At 59.0% G+C, this 19,479-nt stretch carries 16 protein-coding genes and 1 pseudogene; 4 read left to right on the forward strand and 13 right to left on the reverse strand.

The annotated features are described in order from the left end of the window. The 3 genes and pseudogenes from EOA13_RS29495 to EOA13_RS29505 form a co-directional block, all read right to left on the reverse strand. Window positions 1-1,914 (reverse strand): sigma-54-dependent Fis family transcriptional regulator (locus EOA13_RS29495; protein WP_164780411.1); only part of this gene is annotated, 1,914 nt, incomplete at its 3' end. An 84-nt stretch (window positions 1,915-1,998) separates the two neighbouring features. Beyond that, complete coding sequence (locus EOA13_RS29500) at window positions 1,999-2,574, reverse strand: hypothetical protein (protein WP_245486429.1); 576 nt, start codon at window positions 2,572-2,574, stop codon at window positions 1,999-2,001. An 83-nt stretch (window positions 2,575-2,657) separates the two neighbouring features. Beyond that, window positions 2,658-2,866, reverse strand: a pseudogene (locus EOA13_RS29505) (ribbon-helix-helix domain-containing protein); the annotation flags it as partial. An 80-nt stretch (window positions 2,867-2,946) separates the two neighbouring features. Here EOA13_RS29505 and EOA13_RS29510 point away from each other — a divergent pair. Further along, window positions 2,947-3,312, forward strand: coding sequence for a hypothetical protein (locus tag EOA13_RS29510; RefSeq protein WP_127297009.1), 366 nt, complete (start codon window positions 2,947-2,949; stop codon window positions 3,310-3,312). Window positions 3,313-3,483: 171 nt separating this feature from the next. Here the strand turns inward: EOA13_RS29510 and EOA13_RS29515 are convergent, their stop codons facing one another. The 3 genes from EOA13_RS29515 to EOA13_RS29525 all read right to left on the reverse strand — a co-directional run bounded on the left by EOA13_RS29515 (window position 3,484) and on the right by EOA13_RS29525 (window position 7,005). Then, window positions 3,484-4,584, reverse strand: a complete 1,101-nt coding sequence (locus EOA13_RS29515; protein WP_127297010.1) for a helix-turn-helix transcriptional regulator — start codon at window positions 4,582-4,584, stop codon at window positions 3,484-3,486. 34 nt (window positions 4,585-4,618) lie between these two features. Continuing rightward, complete coding sequence (locus tag EOA13_RS29520) at window positions 4,619-5,182, reverse strand: hypothetical protein (protein ID WP_127297011.1); 564 nt, start codon at window positions 5,180-5,182, stop codon at window positions 4,619-4,621. Between the two features lie 425 nt (window positions 5,183-5,607). Continuing rightward, complete coding sequence (locus tag EOA13_RS29525; RefSeq protein WP_127297012.1) at window positions 5,608-7,005, reverse strand: YcaO-like family protein; 1,398 nt, start codon at window positions 7,003-7,005, stop codon at window positions 5,608-5,610. 165 nt (window positions 7,006-7,170) lie between these two features. On the opposite strand from EOA13_RS29525, the gene EOA13_RS29530 reads away from it, so the two are divergent. Continuing rightward, window positions 7,171-9,081: a hypothetical protein gene (locus EOA13_RS29530; protein WP_127297013.1), complete on the forward strand. Its 1,911-nt coding sequence runs from the start codon at window positions 7,171-7,173 to the stop codon at window positions 9,079-9,081. A 35-nt stretch (window positions 9,082-9,116) separates the two neighbouring features. Here the strand turns inward: EOA13_RS29530 and EOA13_RS29535 are convergent, their stop codons facing one another. The 5 genes from EOA13_RS29535 to EOA13_RS29555 all read right to left on the reverse strand — a co-directional run bounded on the left by EOA13_RS29535 (window position 9,117) and on the right by EOA13_RS29555 (window position 13,890). Then, complete coding sequence (locus EOA13_RS29535) at window positions 9,117-9,524, reverse strand: hypothetical protein (protein WP_164780413.1); 408 nt, start codon at window positions 9,522-9,524, stop codon at window positions 9,117-9,119. Window positions 9,525-9,559: 35 nt separating this feature from the next. Continuing rightward, a complete protein-coding gene (locus EOA13_RS29540) occupies window positions 9,560-11,224 on the reverse strand; it encodes a peroxidase family protein (RefSeq protein ID WP_127297014.1) in 1,665 nt (554 codons plus the stop codon). Between the two features lie 136 nt (window positions 11,225-11,360). Then, window positions 11,361-12,236 carry a DMT family transporter gene (locus EOA13_RS29545; RefSeq protein WP_245490523.1) on the reverse strand — a complete coding sequence of 292 codons (876 nt, stop codon included), beginning with the start codon at window positions 12,234-12,236 and terminating at the stop codon, window positions 11,361-11,363. A gap of 145 nt (window positions 12,237-12,381) precedes the next feature. Then, window positions 12,382-13,080 carry a TIGR00730 family Rossman fold protein gene (locus tag EOA13_RS29550; protein ID WP_127297015.1) on the reverse strand — a complete coding sequence of 233 codons (699 nt, stop codon included), beginning with the start codon at window positions 13,078-13,080 and terminating at the stop codon, window positions 12,382-12,384. Window positions 13,081-13,119: 39 nt separating this feature from the next. Then, window positions 13,120-13,890 (reverse strand): hypothetical protein, encoded by a 771-nt coding sequence (locus EOA13_RS29555; RefSeq protein ID WP_127297016.1) that lies wholly within the window; start codon window positions 13,888-13,890, stop codon window positions 13,120-13,122. A gap of 447 nt (window positions 13,891-14,337) precedes the next feature. On the opposite strand from EOA13_RS29555, the gene EOA13_RS29560 reads away from it, so the two are divergent. Together EOA13_RS29560 and EOA13_RS29565 are read left to right on the forward strand one after the other, a co-directional pair. Further along, window positions 14,338-14,733, forward strand: a complete 396-nt coding sequence (locus EOA13_RS29560; RefSeq protein WP_127297017.1) for a hypothetical protein — start codon at window positions 14,338-14,340, stop codon at window positions 14,731-14,733. 625 nt (window positions 14,734-15,358) lie between these two features. Next, on the forward strand, window positions 15,359-16,153 hold the full coding sequence (locus tag EOA13_RS29565) for an inositol monophosphatase family protein (RefSeq protein ID WP_127297018.1): 795 nt from the start codon (window positions 15,359-15,361) through the stop codon (window positions 16,151-16,153). On the opposite strand, the gene EOA13_RS29570 is transcribed toward EOA13_RS29565, so the two are convergent. After that, the gene (locus EOA13_RS29570) at window positions 16,143-17,219 is read right to left on the reverse strand and encodes an ABC transporter ATP-binding protein (protein WP_127297019.1); all 1,077 of its coding nucleotides are present in this window, start codon (window positions 17,217-17,219) and stop codon (window positions 16,143-16,145) included. The two genes, EOA13_RS29565 and EOA13_RS29570, sit on opposite strands and share 11 nt — an antisense overlap. Next, window positions 17,219-19,456, reverse strand: a complete 2,238-nt coding sequence (locus tag EOA13_RS29575) for an iron ABC transporter permease (RefSeq protein WP_206535328.1) — start codon at window positions 19,454-19,456, stop codon at window positions 17,219-17,221. The genes EOA13_RS29570 and EOA13_RS29575 overlap by 1 nt, the downstream gene beginning before the upstream one ends. Between the last annotated feature and the right edge of the window lie 23 nt (window positions 19,457-19,479).

Below are 19,479 nucleotides of genomic sequence, written 5' to 3' on the forward strand. Positions count from 1 at the left end.
GAGCATGGCTGCGGGATGGTCGCCGTGCATGGCTATGATGTTGCGGTCGCCCGATCTGATTTCGCCGGGAAGATCCTGCTGGTCGATCGTGCTGCCGCGCGCCAGTATATGAAGGCGTTCGACCAGGTTCTTCAGTTCCCGCACATTTCCCGGCCAGCGATAGGCAAGCAGCGCATCGAGCGCGTCGTTTGAAAACTCCAAGGGATCATTGCCAGCCAATTTTGCGATCTGACGGTTGAAATGCTCGATCAGCAACAGCACGTCGTCGCCGCGGTCGCGCAAAGCCGGAACATGGATCGAGACCGCACCGATGCGGTAGTAGAGATCGCTGCGGAAGCGACCTGCCGCGACTTCCTGCTTGAGGTCGCGATTGGTCGAGGCGACCAGTCGCACGTCCACCGGCCGGCCTCGCGAGTCGCCGATGCGATGTACCACACGCTCCTCGAGGACACGCAACAGGAAGGGCTGGATTTCGAGCGGCAACTCGCCGATTTCGTCAAGACTGAGCACGCCGCCGTTGGCGAGTTCGAAGATCCCCGGCTTGCCGTCACGCGAAGCTCCGGTGAAGGCGCCGGCGACGTGGCCGAACAACTCGCTGCCGAACAGCTCCTTGGTGATTGCACCGCAGTTCATGGCGATGAAGGGGTCGTTTTCGGTGCGCCGGCTGCCGGCATGGACAAGCCGTGCAAACAACTCTTTTCCGACACCCGTCTCGCCTTCTATCAGCAACGAGGTGACACCCTTCGACCCGGCCACCCGGGAGGCGACATCGACGGCAGCCAGCAATTTTTCGCTTTCGCCGACGATCATCGCCGCGGCTGTCCGCATGTGCTTGTTCTCCTCCCGGCGGATCACCGTCATGCTCGAGACGGCCGGCACCGAGGGAAACACCAGAGCCGCGCCACGAAGATCGCCATCAAGCTTCAGCGGCGTGACATGGCAGGATCGCAGATGCGCCGGCAGTGCGTTGGCGAGATCGGTGTCGGAGCCGGAGGCCGGCAGGTTCATAAGCCAACGACCACGCCCCGGTTCCATCGGGCCGTCCATCATCTCCGTGGTGTCGCCGTTGGGCACGTTGTTGCAGAAAATCGCGCGGCCACGATGATCGACGATCACCAACCCGTCTTTCCGGCGGTAGCTGGGTGCCGAGGAAATGAAGGCTTCGAGCAGGCGCGTGCGCTGCTCCTGCTGCTGTTCGGCGAGTGCCTTTTCGATTTGTCTGGCGGTGGCAGCGACGAGCGCCGTGTTGTGCGGCCGGAAGATCGGCGAATAGCCTGACAGGTCGACAACGCCGATGATCTTACCGTCCAGAGGATCGCGGATCGGCGCACCGGCGCAGGTCCAGGATTTGATGCCGGCGCAGAAATGTTCGGCGGCGTGGACGAAAATCGGTTCGCCAGTCCACAGCGCCGTGCCGATGCCGTTGGTGCCGACGGCGTCCTCGTTCCATTTGCCGCCGATGCCCAGATGAATGTCCATGCCGTCATGCAAGGTCTTCTTGTCGCCGATCGCGTCGATCAGCACGCCATCACTGTCGGCGAGCACCAGCATCGCTCCCGTCCCTTCCAGCAACTGGCCAAGGGACGCAAACGATCGCCGCGCCGCCGAAAGCAGCTCGGCGTTGGCACGGGTCAGATATTCGATCTCGTCATGATCGCTGCTCAGCGGCGCTTCGATGCCTTGCGCGTTGATGCCGCCGGTTGCGCTGCGGTACCAGGAATCGTGGATCAGCGAGCGGACATGGACCGGATCGCGGGCGGATGTCGGCTCGTCGGAAAGAAAACTTTCCCAAGCGCGCATGGTGGCGCTCTCGTCATAGTCGATGTTGTCCAAAACCAACTGTCCGTTGGCCATCGACGCACGCGCCGGAAGAGCATCGGTCTTCATCTGATCGGGGCCGTTCGCGTGTCTCATTCAGTCATCACAGTACCTTTGAGGTATGCCATTTCTGTATGCTTCGCGGATTGGGCGTGCTCAGCGACGCCCGAGTGCCGGTGGTCAGTCGATGCCGAGTTTCGCGCCGATTTCGGCAGCAAGCTGGTCTTCGCTATAGGTTGCAGTCAGGTGGGCTCCGTCCAGTTCGGCAAGCGCCCCGGCGACGGTTTCGTCGACAGGTGAGAAAAAGCCGTTTTGCTTCGTTGCCAGGACGAAAATCTGCTTGCCATCCCGGTTGCGGACATCGCCGATATGGTGAAGCTGGCGACCGGTGTTCTGATCTTTGGAGATCACACGGCCGTTCATTGTGACGCGGACGGACGGGCTCGTCGCTTCGGCGGCTGTTGCCGCGCTGACGCCGACATGGATAATCAGGCCTTCCGCCTTCGGTTGCTGGCGTGGCTGCCTGGAAGCCGAATAGCCGCCGCCGCTGATCTGGTCGGCCAGTTGGACTATGGTTGATCGGTTCTGCTCGATCAGCCTTTTGATCTGAACATCCTCGCGTCGCGGGCCATCCCGCTTGGAGATAATCTCAACCATGAATCCTCCCAGATCCGCTCGGCGTTGCCGTTCGTACGGCTCATCTTGTTTTGACTTGAACTCTACACCGTCTCTGTCAAGTTCGCCATTCAGTATCATAGCGCCAAAATTCAGGCTGCTGGTAGCAGGTGGCTGCTACACGGGATTCCGGTACCTGGGCGTTTTGACAAAATGCACGTGGGTCAGGCTGCGTTGTTCGTGAATTCCGAGGGTGGTTGTCTGTCGCGCAGATAGAGCGCGCATGTGGTGCGCAGGATCGAGGCAAAGTTCGGGATATGGCCGTTGATCTCCAGCGCTTCGTCGTAAGCGTCGAGAGGAATTTCGACGCCTTTTTCCCTTGCCCATGGGCGATCTTGTCCAACAACGTCCAAAATGTGGCCTCGAGTTGGATGCGTCGAACGGCTTTGCCGCAAACTTGCCACTTGGACGAACAAGCTGATCAGATACGGCATTGGTTTCCGTCAACGCCCCATGCGCATGGTGGAAGACCTGCCAACGTCCGACAGGCTGATCACGTGGCTTTACGAACTTGACGAGTTTATCGATCTTTGCCATATCTACCTCAGTGGAGGCAAGGAACATGGCATCTCCAAAATCGAAGCTCTTCGCGTATCGGCGGACGGCGTCATAGCCTCCCTCGTAGCCGAGGCTGCAAAGCTCTTTGGCCATCTCGACCATATGCTGGCAATGGCGGCACGCGCGGGAGCCGGGGCGGCCTTCACGTCGACCATGCCGAGCTCGATGGCCATTATCTGCGCAGCGAGGCATTCGTCGAGCTGGTCCGATCAGGCTATGTCGGCACGCGCGGCGCGACCACGCACCATCTTCAGTCGATGATCGAAGCCACGCTGAACGAAGGACGTGCAGTCGTTGCTGCGTTGCACCACAGTTTCCGCTGACTTTGAAGCGTCTGACCGCTCTCGACTACCGGGTATCTGTCGATTAAGCGACGCGCCTCCTTCTCAATGCCGAAGCCGGCGGTGATGGACATAATAAGTTGGATCCACATTAGGGCTTGGGCGCAGGGACAAACGGTGCCAGCGGAGCCGTCCCACTAAGCAAGGCGACGAGTTCGCCTTGACGGCTCGTACCAGTTTTCCGGAACACGCGCTCAAGATAGGTTCGCGCCGTTTTGACTGTGATTCCGAGCTCAACTGCGGCTGCCTTTAGCGTAAGGCCTGATGCAAGTGATCCGGCAAGCCTTGCCTCGGACGGAGACAGATCGAAAAGCGCGCTTAGAATTTGTGGAGAGGTCTTCTTGTTGGCTGTGCTGATCGTCGCCGCAATGACAAGGATGTTCGCACCGGCGAATATGTCCCTTGCCGATCGCCGAACCGGCATCACATGCAGGACGACAGCATCTCGATCGATCCTCTGACGAACCGGAATAGATCTGACGATTGGGGCGGTAGCCGCCGAAGTGCTTCTGACGGACTCCTGGAACAGGATATCGGCTTTCGGATCCGCGATTGCCAAACGGTTGTACGCCAGCGGCATGAAAATTGACGGCAGCGCCTCGAACAGTCCGTTCGTCGCAACCACTTGCCCGCCGGCCGACATCACTGCAGCGGGGAGGCCAACGCTCTGCAGGGCCGACACGGTGGCCAACGCCCGCTCGAGGCCAAGTCTTGCTGCTACAAGTCCAGCACGAGCAAGATGGGGGCGAAAAATGTTGAGCGAGGTGACAGAAGCTGCATCGTGCGGACCATCCTGCAGGCGGCGTTCCACGCTGTAAACCACCGTCTCTCCGTTGCTCATTGGCATGACCGTGCCTGCTTGCCAACCCAATCCATACCTGATCAATTCGCTTCGCATTGGATCGGCTTCCAGGTCGTCCAGGTTCATAATGTCAATGTCGCGAAGAAAGCCGTCAAGACCGCGTGTCCAGCGCATAGGGCGGTCGTTGTTGCGCCAGGCGTCGCCGGAAGAAAAATCATTTAGCGCACTGATGATGGAGGCCGATGCCGCAAATCGCGGCGGATGAGCTTCGCTGGCAACCAGTAAGGCCCCGCCCAGCGATCCCGACATCGTGCTCAAATCATCGAGCACGGCTGGCCACATGTCCGGCACAAATGCAGCTTCGTAGATTCGGTCGACCAGATCTTCCACGCAGTTTGCCTCTCAGTACGAACAAGCCCACTAGCTAAAGAGAAGATCTCTGAAGCCAGGCGACCCTCAAGTGCGATATCCAGATCGGACAGAAAAAATAGATCACCAACTCGCGAACCAGAGTCTTCCATAGAAGAGTGTTGGTAGAATCGGTCGTCAGAAACGCTCCCCACGCGCCACGGCCCGTCGCGTGATGGTTGAAGCCTCCTGCCAACATCCCGATGATCATAAACGCCATCACCAATGTCGCGATGACTGGTCGCGGCCTCATCGTGGCTGGTTCGGTCTTCGACAGTAACGTTGTGTAAAAGAGTATGCTGAAGATTGAAAAAAATATCGACAATATCGAACTTAGAAAAAAGTTACACTCATCGTTGATCGCACCATGCCACAGAGCAAGCTCGTCGTAAATTGGCTGATTTCCTGGCCATAAACGCCGAAGCGCTGAGATATCTCGGAATGCGCAGGTGTAGGTTATGGAAAGATGCGGGATAACAAGCCATACTGTTGCTGATGCTGCCGCCAAAATACAGATAGCGGCGAATATGTTTCGCGCACTCACGGGGAGTTTCTGCAGGCGCCCTTCGGTATGCGACATGACGGGTTCCTGTAGACTAGGTTGTGAACCAATTAATCGGGGATGCCAACGTCAGCTCCACGTCAGGCGCATTGGGCTCAGCATTCCAGTCGGTGTTAAGGTGCTCGAACAATAAATTGGCTATCAGCCGATATATCATAACAATCTGCACAACCCGAGCCGCTAGTTGTGAGCTTTCGGGAGGTTGTCCATTCGGACCGAACCGGGGAGACTGGAGTTACCAGGCTTCAGCACTCACGGGAGGGTCCGAATGAACATCCACAAGAATGCCCGTCTCACGCCGCTGCATCCTCCCTGGCTCTGACCAGGACCTTCGGCTGCACTCCAGCGACCCCCAACGCACATCAGGAGAACTCGCTCGGCGGATAATGTGCGCGCACGCGGAGGCGTGCCGCTTTACGAAATCGCATAGCGGCCCGTAACAATTAGATCAAAAGTTTTCTGGCCTGCGAGAGGCCGCTTACTGTTCTGCTCGAGACACTTGCGATGGAAGGTGCGGCGTTTCGGTGGCAACCCCAGCGCGCTTTGAAATGGGATAATCCCTCGCAGATCGCCTTTGCGACGGGGATACCAATCTCGGATCGCGAAAGGTCGGCGAACCAGACCTGCGAACCACAAACCTCGTTGATTTCATTCAGCAGGTCAGCGACGTTGCTTTCGCCAGCGCTTTCCAGGCCGTCGGCAGCCTTGCCGGTGGCGAAACGAAAGTTGCGCACGTCAGCGAAACGCTTCCAGCGGGTCATCCGACAATCGTCATCGCTCATCGTTTGATGACCGGGCCGTTCTGCCCTTTGAGCATGAGCCTGCATTGCAGCTTCGGATTGTATCAATTCTAAAAACGCGGACCGGGCGGCATCAATCATATCGAAGCTGCACCCGAAACCCACCGCCATATGCCCGCCACTGTCTTCGCAGCTGATCGCCGCCGTCACGATGGCCGTGCGGAAGGACGAGATATCAAGAAGCCAGAGCCTGCGTCCCGTTTCGTGGCGATGCTGCTGGATGTCAGACGCCAAGCCCTGGTCATCAAGCCGCGCGATATCCAGCCGCTTTCTCAGGGAGCCTCGGTGCCACCATATTCCCGTGGCGTCTCGTTCCACGAGTTCAAGTAAGGCGCGGGTTCTTGCATCGGCCCGCGTTGCGCCAGCGGCGCACCCATTGGTGTCTACGTTCAAGCTGCAATCGCCATATGCGACGTCCCCAAAGCGGCCATAGCAGAGAAATGCCGGGCAAAGCGCGACCATGTCGTCATGGAAGCTGCGAACGGACGCCCATAGCCGGGGATTGTTCAAATGATCCGCTGATGGGATATTGTCCCAGCCACGCCAGGCTCTGTTGAGCCGATCGCGATGTCGAATCTGTTCCAACGAAAAGCCCAACACCTGAATTGCATCGATCCTGATTCCATCGCCTGGAGAACCGATGCGTGCCGACGCCGTGACGTCGTCGGCTCTGCAGGCCCAGCTGGAAATCTCCGCGGCCTCTCCGAGGCAAGACAGCACAGCCCTAGCGGCATCAAAGCCTTTGCCACTTGCTGTGACTCGTTTCTCGCTCCCTTCGAATGGAGCAATGTTGGACATTGCCAGGAAACCACCCGGAACTTCGAACACTTCAACGCCAATGTCGTAGCGTGTCGCGAAGTGCAAAAGGGGCAGGCCATTCTCGGGCGCGGCGACAAGGGCCGCAGCCAGATTCCCCAAGATATCCAAATCATCGTCACTCGACTGGCAGCCTCCGGTCCTGTCGTCTTGGTTCACCGTGATTAGCCGGTCGCGATGCAACAGCAGGGCAAGCGTTATCCAATGCGACCCACGCAGCAGCATGTTGGCTCTTTCAATATTTTGGCTTCTGCTGTTTACGTAGGGTAAGCGATGGGCGCCCATAGGCGGTCGAGACGATAGCCGGCGGAGTTGACAATTTCCACAGACGGTCTGGCGATTAGGCTAATCGGCGGTTTCGAGCTTCGCAAGGGCTCGGAGACGTTCTCGTTGGGCAAACGGAAGGCCTGCGCGATTCTCGCCTATCTGTTACTGAGCGGCAGGTCACGCGAGACGCGCGGGCGACTGGCAGCATTGCTTTGGAGCGAGCAGGACGAGGAGCATGCGCGCGGATCACTGCGCCAGTGCATAAAGGATCTTCGACGCCTGGCAAGCGAGACCAGGCTCAACTACCTCGCGGTTGACAAACTCGTGCTAGGAATCGATCCGTCTGCAATCCGTACCGACATCGATGAGCTTGAACGTGCGCTCGATGAGCGCAATTACGAGGGTGCGCTGCTCTTGCTGGCTAAAGCCAGGGATGGCTTTTGCGCCGGGTTGGACGATTGCGATCCTGTCTTCGACAACTGGCTGAGAATGCAGTCGACGATGATAACCGACAGGCTGGTGACACGGCTCGCAGCCTGGCTGGCGGCCGAGACAGGCCCGAGACAGCGCAAATCCATCGCTGCGTGCATCCTGCAACTTGATCCGTTTTTCGACGATGCCGTGGTGGAGACCATTCGGAGGGTCGGTGAGGAAAGCGGTTATGCCCGCGCCCTAGCGTTCTTCGACCGCTACGCGGCCGAACTCAAAGCGGACATGGATCTGCGACCACCGGCAGAAATCCTCCACCTTCTAGAGGCGCTCAAGCCGGGCAACGACGGTGAAAAGCGGGCGGCTGACCCCGACCTTGCGCGAAGCGATCACGATAGCCGCATCCCAGGGAAGCCGACAATCGCCATCATCATTGCCAGGCGCGAAGCAGAGAACGAACACCTGCAATTTGCCTTGGCGACAGAGCTTCTGGCTTCGATTTCCCGATTTAGGCATTGGACAGCCGTGTCAACGGAGTTGCAAGTCGGTGAATTCTCACTGGATCAGATGCATCAGGCGGCAGGCGAACACGTGGATATCGGCGTCCTCATCCGTCTGATCGACACGGATGGACCAGCAGTGTTCCAAATTACCTGCTATGATTTCCTGCAACAAGGAGAAGCCTTCGTTCTCACCGTTCCGTCGGATCCGTCTTCCTGGCGCTCGGCCTTCAATGAAGTTTGCGCACGCTTTTCCGCGCGCCTGCAGATTGCCTTGTCTAGTGCCAGGCTGCATCGCATATCGCAAGCTTCCCCGAACCATTTCTCGGCCTATGATTGCTGGCTGGACGGACAGCGGCTTTCGATCATGTGGCGAAAGGACACCGAAGAAGCTGCCATCGCCCGCTACGAGGAAGCCATCCGGCTTGATCCCGATCTGTCCTGCGCCTATTCCAGCCTCGCTGCGGTGCTCAACTCGCGTTGGATCGTCGTTCCGGGTGCATCGTCGATCGAGCAGGATCTAAAGCGCGCATTCGAACTGGCCAAGCGTTCGGTCCTGCTCGACCCATTCGACCACCGCAACCAGGTAAATCTGGCCTGGAGCCACCTTCTGGCACGACGCTGGCAGCTGGCCGATTTTCACTTCAGCCTTGCACATGAGCAAAATGCCGGGAACCCCGCGACCTTGATCGCCTACGCGCTGGCCAGCTCCTTCATGGGTGATCATCAACGGGCATCGGAGCTTTCGAAGCGCAGTTTCGACCTCAATCCCATGCCCGACGCTCACTATCATGGCTACCAGGCGACCATTGCCTTTCTCGCCAATGATCTGGAGGGGTGCGTGGCCGCTGCGGTCAAGAGCGATCAACTATTCGCCGACATCCACGGCTGGTCGGCGGCGGCACTTGCGTTGCTGAAACGCAACCGCGAGGCCGGGGATGAGTTCAGACGTTTTCTACGTAACCTAACGGCGGCGTGGCAAGGGCCGGGTAGGCTTGACCGCGCTGTCGCCGTGGAGTGGTTCAAGACCGCTTTTCCGATCCGGTTACCAGTCGATCAGGAGAAGCTGGCCCGTGGCATCGAATTGGCAGCCCAGTCGGGCTGACACGGCCGAACCGTTGCTCGCAATTGCGCCGGGTTTCACTTGCAGCGTGACATCACGTAGTCGCCGAGGCGCTTATGATATGCGCTCAAACGGTTTTTCTTTATTTGATCGGGCGGGCCGGCGTTCGGGTCGAGATTGTAGTGATCGGGAAATGTATAGTCCTCACCGGGCCCATCGGCCGGCGCAATGGTGGCGATCGTTTGCTCGACGTCGCCGGTGAAGGGAAAGGCGATGTTCACGATCAGGTCTTCGTCGAAGTATGGTTGGATGGTGATCTCCTCCCAGGTTTTGTCCCTGGGCGCCATGAACCCACGCAGCAGGTCCTTCATCGCCTGCTGATCTTCACTTCTGAAGATCGCTTGCTTGGCCGGATCCTTGATCAGGTCTCGGATGAATTCGCCAAGCGCCTCGAACTGCACATCTTTGAACTTCACCATGTCCACTTCCCCCGCTAAACCAGATTGAGCCGTTATCAGCGCTATTGAAAACCCTGACTGCCGATCAGGCCGCCAAGCACTTCATCCGATACCTTCGCAGTATCATTGAGATCGAGCAGTCCTGCCAGCGTTTTCGGCTCCACGTCCGGAATGAGCCTGCGAGAGGTGATATCTGTATCGGCAGCCTTGAACAATGCGGATGCGATCGTGGCGGCCACAACATAGGAGCCGACCGGGCCAAGATGGCTGCCGTCATTACCAAGAACGGACGCCTCCTGGATGATATAGTAGGAGAGAGGTGTTTGGCTCAGGAACTCCGGGTACCTTTGCAAAGCGGCCCGAAGTCGGCCCGCGTTGTAGACGTAGCGTTTGGCGCACGCAGCCGTGGGAAGCATGTCATTGCCCGTCAGGACCGGCACATCGATACTGTCACCCAAGGCGGTCTTCACCGCACCGGCCACGTCCTGACCGGATGGCAAACCAAGGTCGTAACAGCGCCAGCAATCCATGAAGGCAACTGGCCGGACTGTGCCGTTCAATTCCGCACTCAGGCCGGCAATCGTGAGTTCTTTCGACAGGAATGGTCCTATGCGCCGGGCACTTTGCGCTTTCGACGGAGTGTCGGTTGAGGCAAACCGGCTCCAGTCGACGATCCAGTTCTCGGGTATTGGAATCTCCCCACCCGGGCGCAGGCTGGAAAAGGACAGCATTTTGCGCAGATTGGCTGGTTCTTCGACCGACCTGTCGTTCACGACATAGAACTGCCGGACCATGGCGTGGGCAAAGCGCGACGCACCGAAGGTGAATTCCAAAGGCAGCGCGTTGAAGGTCTCAAGGGCCGAGACTCCGGCGCCAAGAAAATCGTCACTGGCGAAAAACTGGTCCCATATTTCCGGAGCCAGAACTTTTCTCAGATAGTCGTTGATGATCACAGTGCGGTAAACCGAGGTCAGATAGATCCTGGCACGCTTGTAAGCTTCTGCTGGGTCGGTGCCGATGCCAAGCAGCAGGTCCACGATCCTGTTGTGGATGCCCATGAGTGTGCAGAGCAGTTGCGACAGGACAAGATTGTCATCGTTTCGCGGATCCGCCACCAAGGGCCGATAAGGCGATCGCCGACCCTCGACACTGATAAACTTGCCCGAGAAGTCGATGCGCGGCAAATCACGGCCTTGCATGGTCTTACCGTCGACTGGAAGCATACTGTCTTTCATGCAAGGCAAGCCGATCGGAAAGCGGCAGGCCGACAGGTCCGCCCCATCCGCAACATCGTAGAGATGGGCGTCGACGATTGGCCCCCGCCCATAGAGCCCCGAAAGGTCAAGGCCTTGCGAGGACGCGTTCTTCAAATGATGGGTTTTGCCTGTCGGCTTGGGCAATCCGAATATTTGGCTGAAGACGATGTCATGGAACACGAATTGACCGAAATAGGTAAAGCCGGCTGGTGTAGGGCTGAGATCACTGCCTTCAAGTCCATCGGTCGGCCCGACCATTTCCGCCGTGATGTCCAGCAAGCCCGCCTTGGTGCGGTCGATGGCGCTCTCGTCTTCGGTTGCGTCAAACAAGGCGATCGGCATGTCCGCCAGGCACGGGAAGAGCCTGACGCCTTGCAAGGTCGGCTTGTCGTTGAGGCCGTCGTCTGAATTCTGGTTTGACCGGTTCGGTATGTTGGCGGCTTCGAAGGAGGACGTTTCGCCGTGGAGCATCGAAGTAGACCTCGTTTTCCAGAAGGATGAATGCGGCCAGGCGAGTAGCTTGGCATGAATCCGAGAGTAGAAACAGACTTGCCCGTCAGTGGTCTGAATGGCGCGGCCTCAGAGCAGAGCGACATTGCCGAGGCGATCATGACACTGACGGATCGAGCTTCGGGCCCGCCGAGACGGCGGTGAACAGCACACAGGACAGAATGACGCCCGCACCCAGAAGCCCGTCGGGCGAAAGCCGTTCACCAAGCAGAGCGGCAGCGGAAATGGCGGCGAACACACCCTCTCCGCTGCAAATCACCGCCGCATGGGACGAAGTGGTGTAGCGCTGTGCAGAAGTCTGCAGGCAAAAGCCGACAGCGGTCGAGAACGCACCAAGCATGATGAGTTCTGGCCATGCTGCCATAATTGCCTGAAATGTCATTGTGCCCTGCAGGGCGAAAGGTAGCGTGGCAACGGCCGTGCCGATGAACTGTGCGGCCGCCGTCGCGAAGGGATGGCCATGTGCCTGCACATGCCGCCCGAGTTCGACCGTCCACACTGCAAAACAGATTGCAGTCAGGATGGCGAAAGCGTCGCCGGCGGTTGCCGAACCATTGAAGCCGCCCGCCAGGAGAGCCGATCCCACGACCGTCAGACTTGCGACGAACAGGATCAGTGCACTTGGACGCTCCCTCATGATCAGCCACGCGGCGATCGGCGTGATAACAGTGGAAGCGCTGATAAGGAGGCTCGAGTTCGTCACCGTCGTGCTGACATAGGACAATTGCTGGACCACACAGCCGAGTGCAAAAAGCAGAACCACTCTCGCCACACTTGGAAACCAGCCGGTGTTGGCTTCCGGGGGGCGCTCCCGGACCGCGAACGGCAACGTCACCAGTCCGGCGATCACGCTGGTCAGGAAAACAACCGCCATGGGATCGAGGTGGGCCAGTATGGTCTTATGAGACACATTGCCCACTCCCCAAATGACCGCAGCAAGCATCAGCAGGGAATTTGCCTTGAATCTGGACATGATTGATCGCATCACCACAGCGGGCAATGGCTCCAATGGTTTGTGATTGGGTTTGAAAGCGATAATCGGGCCCACCGACCCAGTCATCGTCGAGTAGACTGGGTGTTGCCCGGAAGAATGCGTCTTTTGCTATTTGGGTCGCGATTTATCCAGGGCCAGCACTCGATACATGTGACCTGCGCAAGACGGGGATGGTGGGCAGCAGGACAGACTTTGGCGGTTTGTTCTGCTCGAAACTGACGCTGCGCTGGAGTAGGGGAAGGATGGCCTCCGGAGTTGCCGAAACCATTTGCGTGCATAGAGTTGACGAGTTCATAAAGCCAGCCTCGGACATACTGTCGAAGACGCCGAGAAGTGGTGACCAGAAGCCTTTGAAATTCGCTAGGACCAGCGGTTTGCAGTGCCTTTCCAGCTTGCGAAGCGTCATGACCTCGGTCAGTTCCTCAACGGTACCGATGCCGCCAGGCAAGGCTACAAAGGCATCCGCGTAGTCAAACATGAGCTGCTTGCGGACACTCATGTCGGGAACTGAAATCGTCTGACATCCCGATGACAGCATCCTCATCCGCTCGATCAGGAACTGCGGGGTGATCGCGACCACGGTTCCACCCGCTTCTGCTGCGGCAATGGCCACCTGACCCATCAGGCCATCACAGCCTCCGCCATAGACCAGGCGAATACCCGCAGCGGCAATCGCCGCGCCAAGGACGGTGGCGCAACGGGCGTGGTCGGGATCGTTGCCAAGCATGGCGCCGCCGAAAACGCAGATCGTGCCGATGCGTCGCTGCAGGGGATAGGATTGGCCGATCTGTTCTGCGGAATTGTCGCATGATGATCCAAACATGGTGTCTCTCCAAATGAAGTTGGAATAGCGAAGCTTTGATCAGCCGGCGGAATGATCGCCGTCTGCGCGAGGTTGGCTCGATCGGAACAGAAGCAGGTCAGCCCAGGACCAGAGCAGGTAACAAACGAGAAGGGTGGCGGGCGTCGACCAATGCTGTGGCTGTCCGACCTCGAATTTGAACAGCGAGGCACAGAGTCCTGTCCCGGCAGCGATCAGGGCCGGCAGCCGGCTGAGAAGGACCATGATGCGAAACGGCTCGAGTCTGTGTTCCGACAAGTTGAGGATCTGGACCCCGGGTCGGTGGCAAGCACTGCCGAATTTTCCAACGGAATGAAGGAGGCCCGATGTCAACGCCAGCAACGGATGGCCAAGTTCAAACAGGGCCAGGCCAAGGCAAACGGCACCAACGCCGGACAGGAAATCACCCAGGCGGTTGAGATTTTCCCTGGGATTGAGACGCTCATTCCAGGCGCGATGGTAGACCTCGCCGCTGGCGAAGAAGATCGCCGTCGCCGAGGTCATTGTGATCGCCGCAAAATTGCCCGTCAAATAATGGCTGATGGCGGTCGGCACGCCTGTCCAGAGAGGTTGGTCCGGATTGCCAGATACGAGAATCTGCGCCGTAATCCCCTGACAGAGACCAATGAGGTTGCCGATATTGTAGGCGCCTCCAGGGCCAGACATCCGTGCCGTCAATGCGCTGCACCAAGCACTGAGGCGCGGAGACTGTACCGTGAAGGACGAGGCTGTTTCGCGAGCTGGAATTTTGACTGTGGCTACACGCAGCGGCTTGTTGATGTTGAGCGTCATGTCGGGTTCCTCCCTTGTGACGCATGCTTTGCAGTGCTCCGCGTGATCTCAACGTGAATTGGGCCGGAATGCGTCCAACCGGCTAAAAGGCTGATCGCATCGACACCCCTGGAAGGTGACGGTTGATCTGCTTCTCTCAATTGCCTCGCAAACCCCTACCCGCGCGGCGGGCTTCTAGGTCGCCGAGGCCTTGCAGCCCTGGCCGGCCATTGTCGAAGCGGGTCGCTTGCCCAGCCTCCCTTGAAAGCCATCCGGATGCACGGGCCGCGAAGACCGAAAATCATCTCTCGACGGTTCATCCGAAGACACTGGGGAGCGACGATCGTTGTTCACGCTGAATTCACGCTGAGTTGCCCAACACATCACAGCCGCAACGCCGGACCGACATCCGCAAAGGCCGAGCGGTCGAACCTGGATCTCAATTGAACCCAAGGAAGGAATTCGATCATGCTACGCAACTTGACGAGAACATTCACCGCCATCTCGACAATCGCGGCTCTCATGGCACCTCTGATGGCACCCAATGCGGCCTACGCGAGCAGCACCACTGTTCCGCGCAAATGCATAAACGGCGTTTGCGGTTCGGTGAAATATTATGGTGGCAAGGTGCGCATCTCGCTATCCAGCAAGCTTTCGAGAACCACCCACTTCAATTTCAAGACCAATCCTGGCGACCAGATCGAAGTCGGCAATGGCTATTCGTTCGACCGGGAGCCCGGCGACAGCGGCACATACAGCGCGCAAGCCTGCGACCGCGGTGGCTTTGGTGCGCGATCGACCTGCACCAAATGGGCAACTTTCGACTGGAACAGCGGCGCGCAGGAGCAAGAAGAGGAGCAGTGATCAACCTTCTATTGACTGGGGTGTTGTTTGATTTGTCAGCCGATTGAGCGACAGCGCACAAACATTGAAATGTGCGATCTTCGCCTCAAGCTGATCTTCCCGTTTCGAATCCGGCGCACCCTTGGTGGAACGTGGGGTGTGCCGGTTTATCGATCTCGCCCTTCTTCAGTATTCAACGCTTGCGATTAGAGAGCCGTCCTTCGCAGCTTCGACCTTGCCCGGATGCCCACTTAGGACTCGCAGCGGACGGCGGCTTCCAAGTACGTCCTCCCATAAGCAGCCAGTCTGTTTTCGTGAAAGTTCCGGGCGGCGGCAGGTGTAAGAAAGTCCCCGAGGAAGGAACCCGCTTGAAGCTTCTCTCGCGCCTAGCTGACGCGCGTCTAAGGTTCGCGACCGCCACCGCTGACTGGCCCGGTCGCTCGTCGCCGAGCGCAAGCGGTGTCTTTCCTACTTGGCGAGCTGACCTCGGAAAGAAGGATTTTGGTTTTCACCAACCTATCCTCACGACGTGAAGGCGAATTTTAGGGTTGTTCGCGCGGCCGCGTGTCATTTACATCCTTGCCTTCAACGCTAAGCTTCCTAGTCCATCATTAGCCTCAGTCGCATTTTCCATGCCAAGGACCTCATGACATCCGATAACAATGCGCGTGAACATTTCGCCATCGATCTCGCGCGACGCGCCGGCGAGCTCGGCCTGAAATATTTCCGCGATCTCGACAGCCTTACAATCGAGAGCAAGGGCCATCAGGATATGGTTTCGCAGGCCGACCGCGAGGTCGAGCTGTTCATCCGCGCGGCGATGAAAGCTGCCTACCCCGGCGACGGCGTCGTCGGCGAGGAACATGCCTCAATCACCGGGTCTACCGGGCATGTCTGGGTGATCGATCCGATCGACGGCACTGCGAATTTCGTGCGCGGCATTCCGGCCTGGTGCGTGGTCATCGCCTGCGCCAAAGATGGTGATACCGTCGTCGGCGTCATCCACGAGCCCTCTACCGGCGAGACCTTCCATTGCCGCAAGGGCGGTGGTGCGTTTCTCAACGGCAAGCTGATCAAGGCAAGTGCCGCCACCAGCCTCACCGAGGGTTCGGTCGGCACCGGCTTCTCCAATCGGGTCGATATTCAAAATGTCGTCACGGTCATCCGCTCCCTGATTGACGAAGGCGGCGTGTTTTTCCGCAACGCATCGGGTGCGCTGATGCTAGCCTATGTCGCTGCCGGCAGATTGCTCGGCTATGTCGAAGAGCACATGAACGCCTGGGATTGCCTGGCCGGCATGCTTTTGGTGGAAGAAGCCGGCGGCACGATCGTCAAGCCGGACCCGAGAACCGTTTTGGAAAAGGGTACGCTGGTGATCTGCGCCGGCAACGGTGTGTTCGCCCCGGTTCGCGACCTCTGCGTCGAACCCTTCAAGCTTTGATCAGAACCGGACCGCGATCCGGAAAGCCGATGCCGACATTGTCGCCCGCCTGAAACGACGCATCGACATTGCGCGACAACACGAACACGTCTCCAAGCGCCGTGGCAACGACGAGTTCTAGATGGCTGCCGGCATAGGTGACCTTTGCGAGCGTGCCCTCGATCGTTTGCGGCGCACCGGCCGGACCGATCTCGATGCGGCTTGGACGGACGGCCAGCTTCGCGGGGCCTGCTGGATGGCCGCGCGCCGGCAGTTTCAAGGCAAGTGTACCGAGCCGGACGGCCGCTACGTCGCCTTGCACCGCAACCACCTCGCAATCCAGGATGTTGGCTTCACCGATGAAGTCGGCAACGAAAGCGTTGGCCGGCGCATCGTATAGTTCGCGCGGCGTACCGTCCTGCGCGACCACCGCCCTGTTCATGACGATAATCCGGTCCGAAACCGCCAGCGCCTCTTCCTGATCGTGCGTAACATAGACCACAGTCAGTCCGAGCTTGGTCTGGATCTCCCTGATTTCTTCGCGCACATGCCGGCGCAGCTTGGCGTCAAGATTGGAGAGCGGCTCGTCGAACAACAGAACTTGCGGTTCGAGCACCAGTGCGCGCGCCACCGCGACGCGCTGCTGCTGACCACCCGACAGTTCGCTGGGCAGGCGCGCCTCGAAACCGGTCAGGCCGACCAACTCCAGTCCCGCTCGGGCGCGGGACGCGGCCTCCTTCTTGTCATGGCCGGAGAAGCGCAGACCATAGGAGACATTTTCCATCACCGTCATATGGGGGAATAGTGCGTAGGACTGAAAAACCATGGATACGTCGCGGTCGGTGGCCGGCAGCAGGGTGACATCATCGCCGCCGATCAGGATACGGCCGCTGGATGGCATCTCCAGGCCAGCGATCATACGCAGCGTGGTCGTCTTGCCGCAACCGGAAGGTCCGAGAAGCGTCACCAGCCTTCCGGCCTCAATCGCAAGTGAAATGTCGTTGACCGCCGGCGTGCTGGCGCCGGGATACGTCTTGGTGACGTGCTCGAAGGTCACCGAGGCGGCGTTGCCACGAATTTCGGCCATCACCCGGCTCCTGCTATTGTCGCGTGGCCGCCTGGCGTTGCCGGCAGGCTGACATTGGTGCGCACGCTCCAGCCGCCGTCGCCTTTCTGGATACCGCGCCGGCCGATATTGCGGCTGCCGACGACCAGTTGCATCAGGCCGATGACCACCAGCATGACGGCGATCAGCACTGTCGAATAGGCGATAGCGATGCCGTATTCATTGTTCTCGACACGTCCGACGATATAGCTGGTGGAAAGATCGTAACGCGCGCTGACAAGGAAGATGACGGCGCTGATCGCGGTCATGGCGCGCACGAAGGAATAGACAAGCGCCGCCAGCGTTGCCGATTTCAGCAATGGCAGAATGACGCGTCTGAAGGTCTGCCAGGAGTTGGCGCCAAGCGTCAGCGAGGATTCATCCAGGCTGCGGTCGATCTGCGACATCGAGGCGACGCCGGCGCGTACGCCGACTGGCATGTTGCGGAAGATGAACGACAGCACGAGGATGATGCCGGTTCCAGTCAGTTCGATCGGCGGCACGTTGAAGGCTATGATGTAGCTGACGCCGATGACAGTTCCTGGAATCGCGAAAGACAGCATGGTCGCGAATTCGAAGGCATTCTTGCCACGGAAGTTCTGGCGGACCAGAAGATAGGCTGTCAGAAGCCCTATGCCGGCGGTCAGGGGTGCCGATATCAGTGCGATCTCCATCGTCGTCCAAAAAGAACTCCACGCCGACCCCGACCAATGAATGCCGAACTCATTCCAGCCGACGGAGAACGCCCTCTTGTAATGCTGCAGGGTCAAGCTTTGATCGACCCCCCACAGCCGGACAAAGCTGCCGTAGAAGATGACCGCGTAGACCAATACGGTGAACGCCGTCCACAGGCCGGCGATGACATAGAGCGCACGTGTGAGCCCGTCCGGGAGGCGCGGATGGACGCCGGCATCGCCCTTGCCGGTGACGGTGGTATAGGAACGCCTGCCGATCCAGAAGCGTTGCGCGTAAAAAGCGCCAAGTGTGAAGCCTAGCAGCACCAGTGCCAGGATTGCCGCAAGGGCCTCATCGTTCTGCGCGCCGACAATGGCGAAGAAGATTTCCGTCGACAGGACATCATAATTTCCGCTCAGCACCAAGGGATTGCCGAAGTCGGCCATGCTTTCGATGAAGCCGAGCAGAAACGCGTTGGCGAGGCCTGGTCTCATTAGCGGCAAGGATACGGTCCAAAAGGTCTGCCAGCGGTTGGCGCGGAGCGTCTGTGAAGCTTCTTCCATGGACGGGCTGACCCCTTCGACAACCCCGATCAGAACCAGGAAGGCGATCGGGGTGAAGGCAAGAACCTGAGCGATGAGCAGCCCGGGAAGTCCGTATACCCAGCGTGTTGGTTGGATGCCGAGGACGCCGGCAACGCTCTGTGTCACTGCGCCTGACAGTCCGAACAACAGGATAATGGCAAGGCCGATGACAAAGGCCGGCGTGATGATCGGCAACACGGTCAGCGCACGCAACAGCTTGCCGTAGCGGAAACCCGTGCGTGTCACGACAAGCGCGAACACCAGCCCCAGAAACATGGTCAGCAGTCCGACGAGTACAGCGAGCAGCAGCGAGTTCCAGGCAACACCGCAGCGGCTGCCGCCAGCGAGACAAGCCAGGCTCCACAGGCGCGGGCTGAATAACTTGGCCAGGAACGCGACAAGCGAATAACCCCCGTCGTCGGTCTGCAAGGCGTTGGCCAGCATCATCAGAATTGGCATGAAGATGAAGATGGAAACCACCGCGACGACAAAGCCGATTGAGCTGACGACGAATACGTCGCCGCCGACGGCACCGCGCGCGGCAATGCCAAGGGTGAGCAGGAACAGAAAGGCGCCGCTCACCAGCAGGGCGCCGTAACCCATGCCGAACTGGCGGTCGTCAAGGTCGCCCAACAGGCTGGTCAGCCAGCGGAACTGCCAGCCGTGCAACCCGATGGCGAAACCCTGGAACAAAAGCCAGCCAAATCCCGTAGCGCCGACAATGACGAGCAATCGGCCGAAAAACGGATCGGATTTGTTGCGGCCCCACAGAAGCAGTGGCGCCGCCAGCAGGAGGCCGAGCGGCGCCAGCCACAATTTCTCGCCCTTGAGAGCCAGAACCAGCGCCGGTGCGAATTTGCTATCGAACGGGTAGCCGTCGAACAGCCACGAAAAACCGAAGAACCCGTCCTCGATGCCGTACCAGGGCAGCAAGGCAAAGCCCATCCAACCGAGCGCCATCCAAAGGACGGCGGTCGGTTCAA

The sequence above is a fragment of the Mesorhizobium sp. M7A.F.Ca.US.011.01.1.1 genome (assembly GCF_003998295.1).
GTDB lineage: Bacteria > Pseudomonadota > Alphaproteobacteria > Rhizobiales > Rhizobiaceae > Mesorhizobium.

Bases quoted from the DNA above. Each gene is read 5' to 3' on its own strand.
- EOA13_RS29500 (WP_245486429.1), bottom strand. From the start codon at position 2,574: ATGATACTGAATGGCGAACTTGACAGAGACGGTGTAGAGTTCAAGTCA.
- EOA13_RS29510 (WP_127297009.1), top strand. From the start codon at position 2,947: ATGCGCATGGTGGAAGACCTGCCAACGTCCGACAGGCTGATCACGTGG.
- EOA13_RS29520 (WP_127297011.1), bottom strand. From the start codon at position 5,182: ATGTCGCATACCGAAGGGCGCCTGCAGAAACTCCCCGTGAGTGCGCGA.
- EOA13_RS29525 (WP_127297012.1), bottom strand. From the start codon at position 7,005: ATGCTGCTGCGTGGGTCGCATTGGATAACGCTTGCCCTGCTGTTGCAT.
- EOA13_RS29540 (WP_127297014.1), bottom strand. From the start codon at position 11,224: ATGCTCCACGGCGAAACGTCCTCCTTCGAAGCCGCCAACATACCGAAC.
- EOA13_RS29545 (WP_245490523.1), bottom strand. From the start codon at position 12,236: ATGTCCAGATTCAAGGCAAATTCCCTGCTGATGCTTGCTGCGGTCATT.
- EOA13_RS29550 (WP_127297015.1), bottom strand. From the start codon at position 13,080: ATGTTTGGATCATCATGCGACAATTCCGCAGAACAGATCGGCCAATCC.
- EOA13_RS29555 (WP_127297016.1), bottom strand. From the start codon at position 13,890: ATGACGCTCAACATCAACAAGCCGCTGCGTGTAGCCACAGTCAAAATT.
- EOA13_RS29560 (WP_127297017.1), top strand. From the start codon at position 14,338: ATGCTACGCAACTTGACGAGAACATTCACCGCCATCTCGACAATCGCG.
- EOA13_RS29565 (WP_127297018.1), top strand. From the start codon at position 15,359: ATGACATCCGATAACAATGCGCGTGAACATTTCGCCATCGATCTCGCG.
- EOA13_RS29570 (WP_127297019.1), bottom strand. From the start codon at position 17,219: ATGGCCGAAATTCGTGGCAACGCCGCCTCGGTGACCTTCGAGCACGTC.
- EOA13_RS29575 (WP_206535328.1), bottom strand. From the start codon at position 19,456: ATGGCGCTCGGTTGGATGGGCTTTGCCTTGCTGCCCTGGTACGGCATC.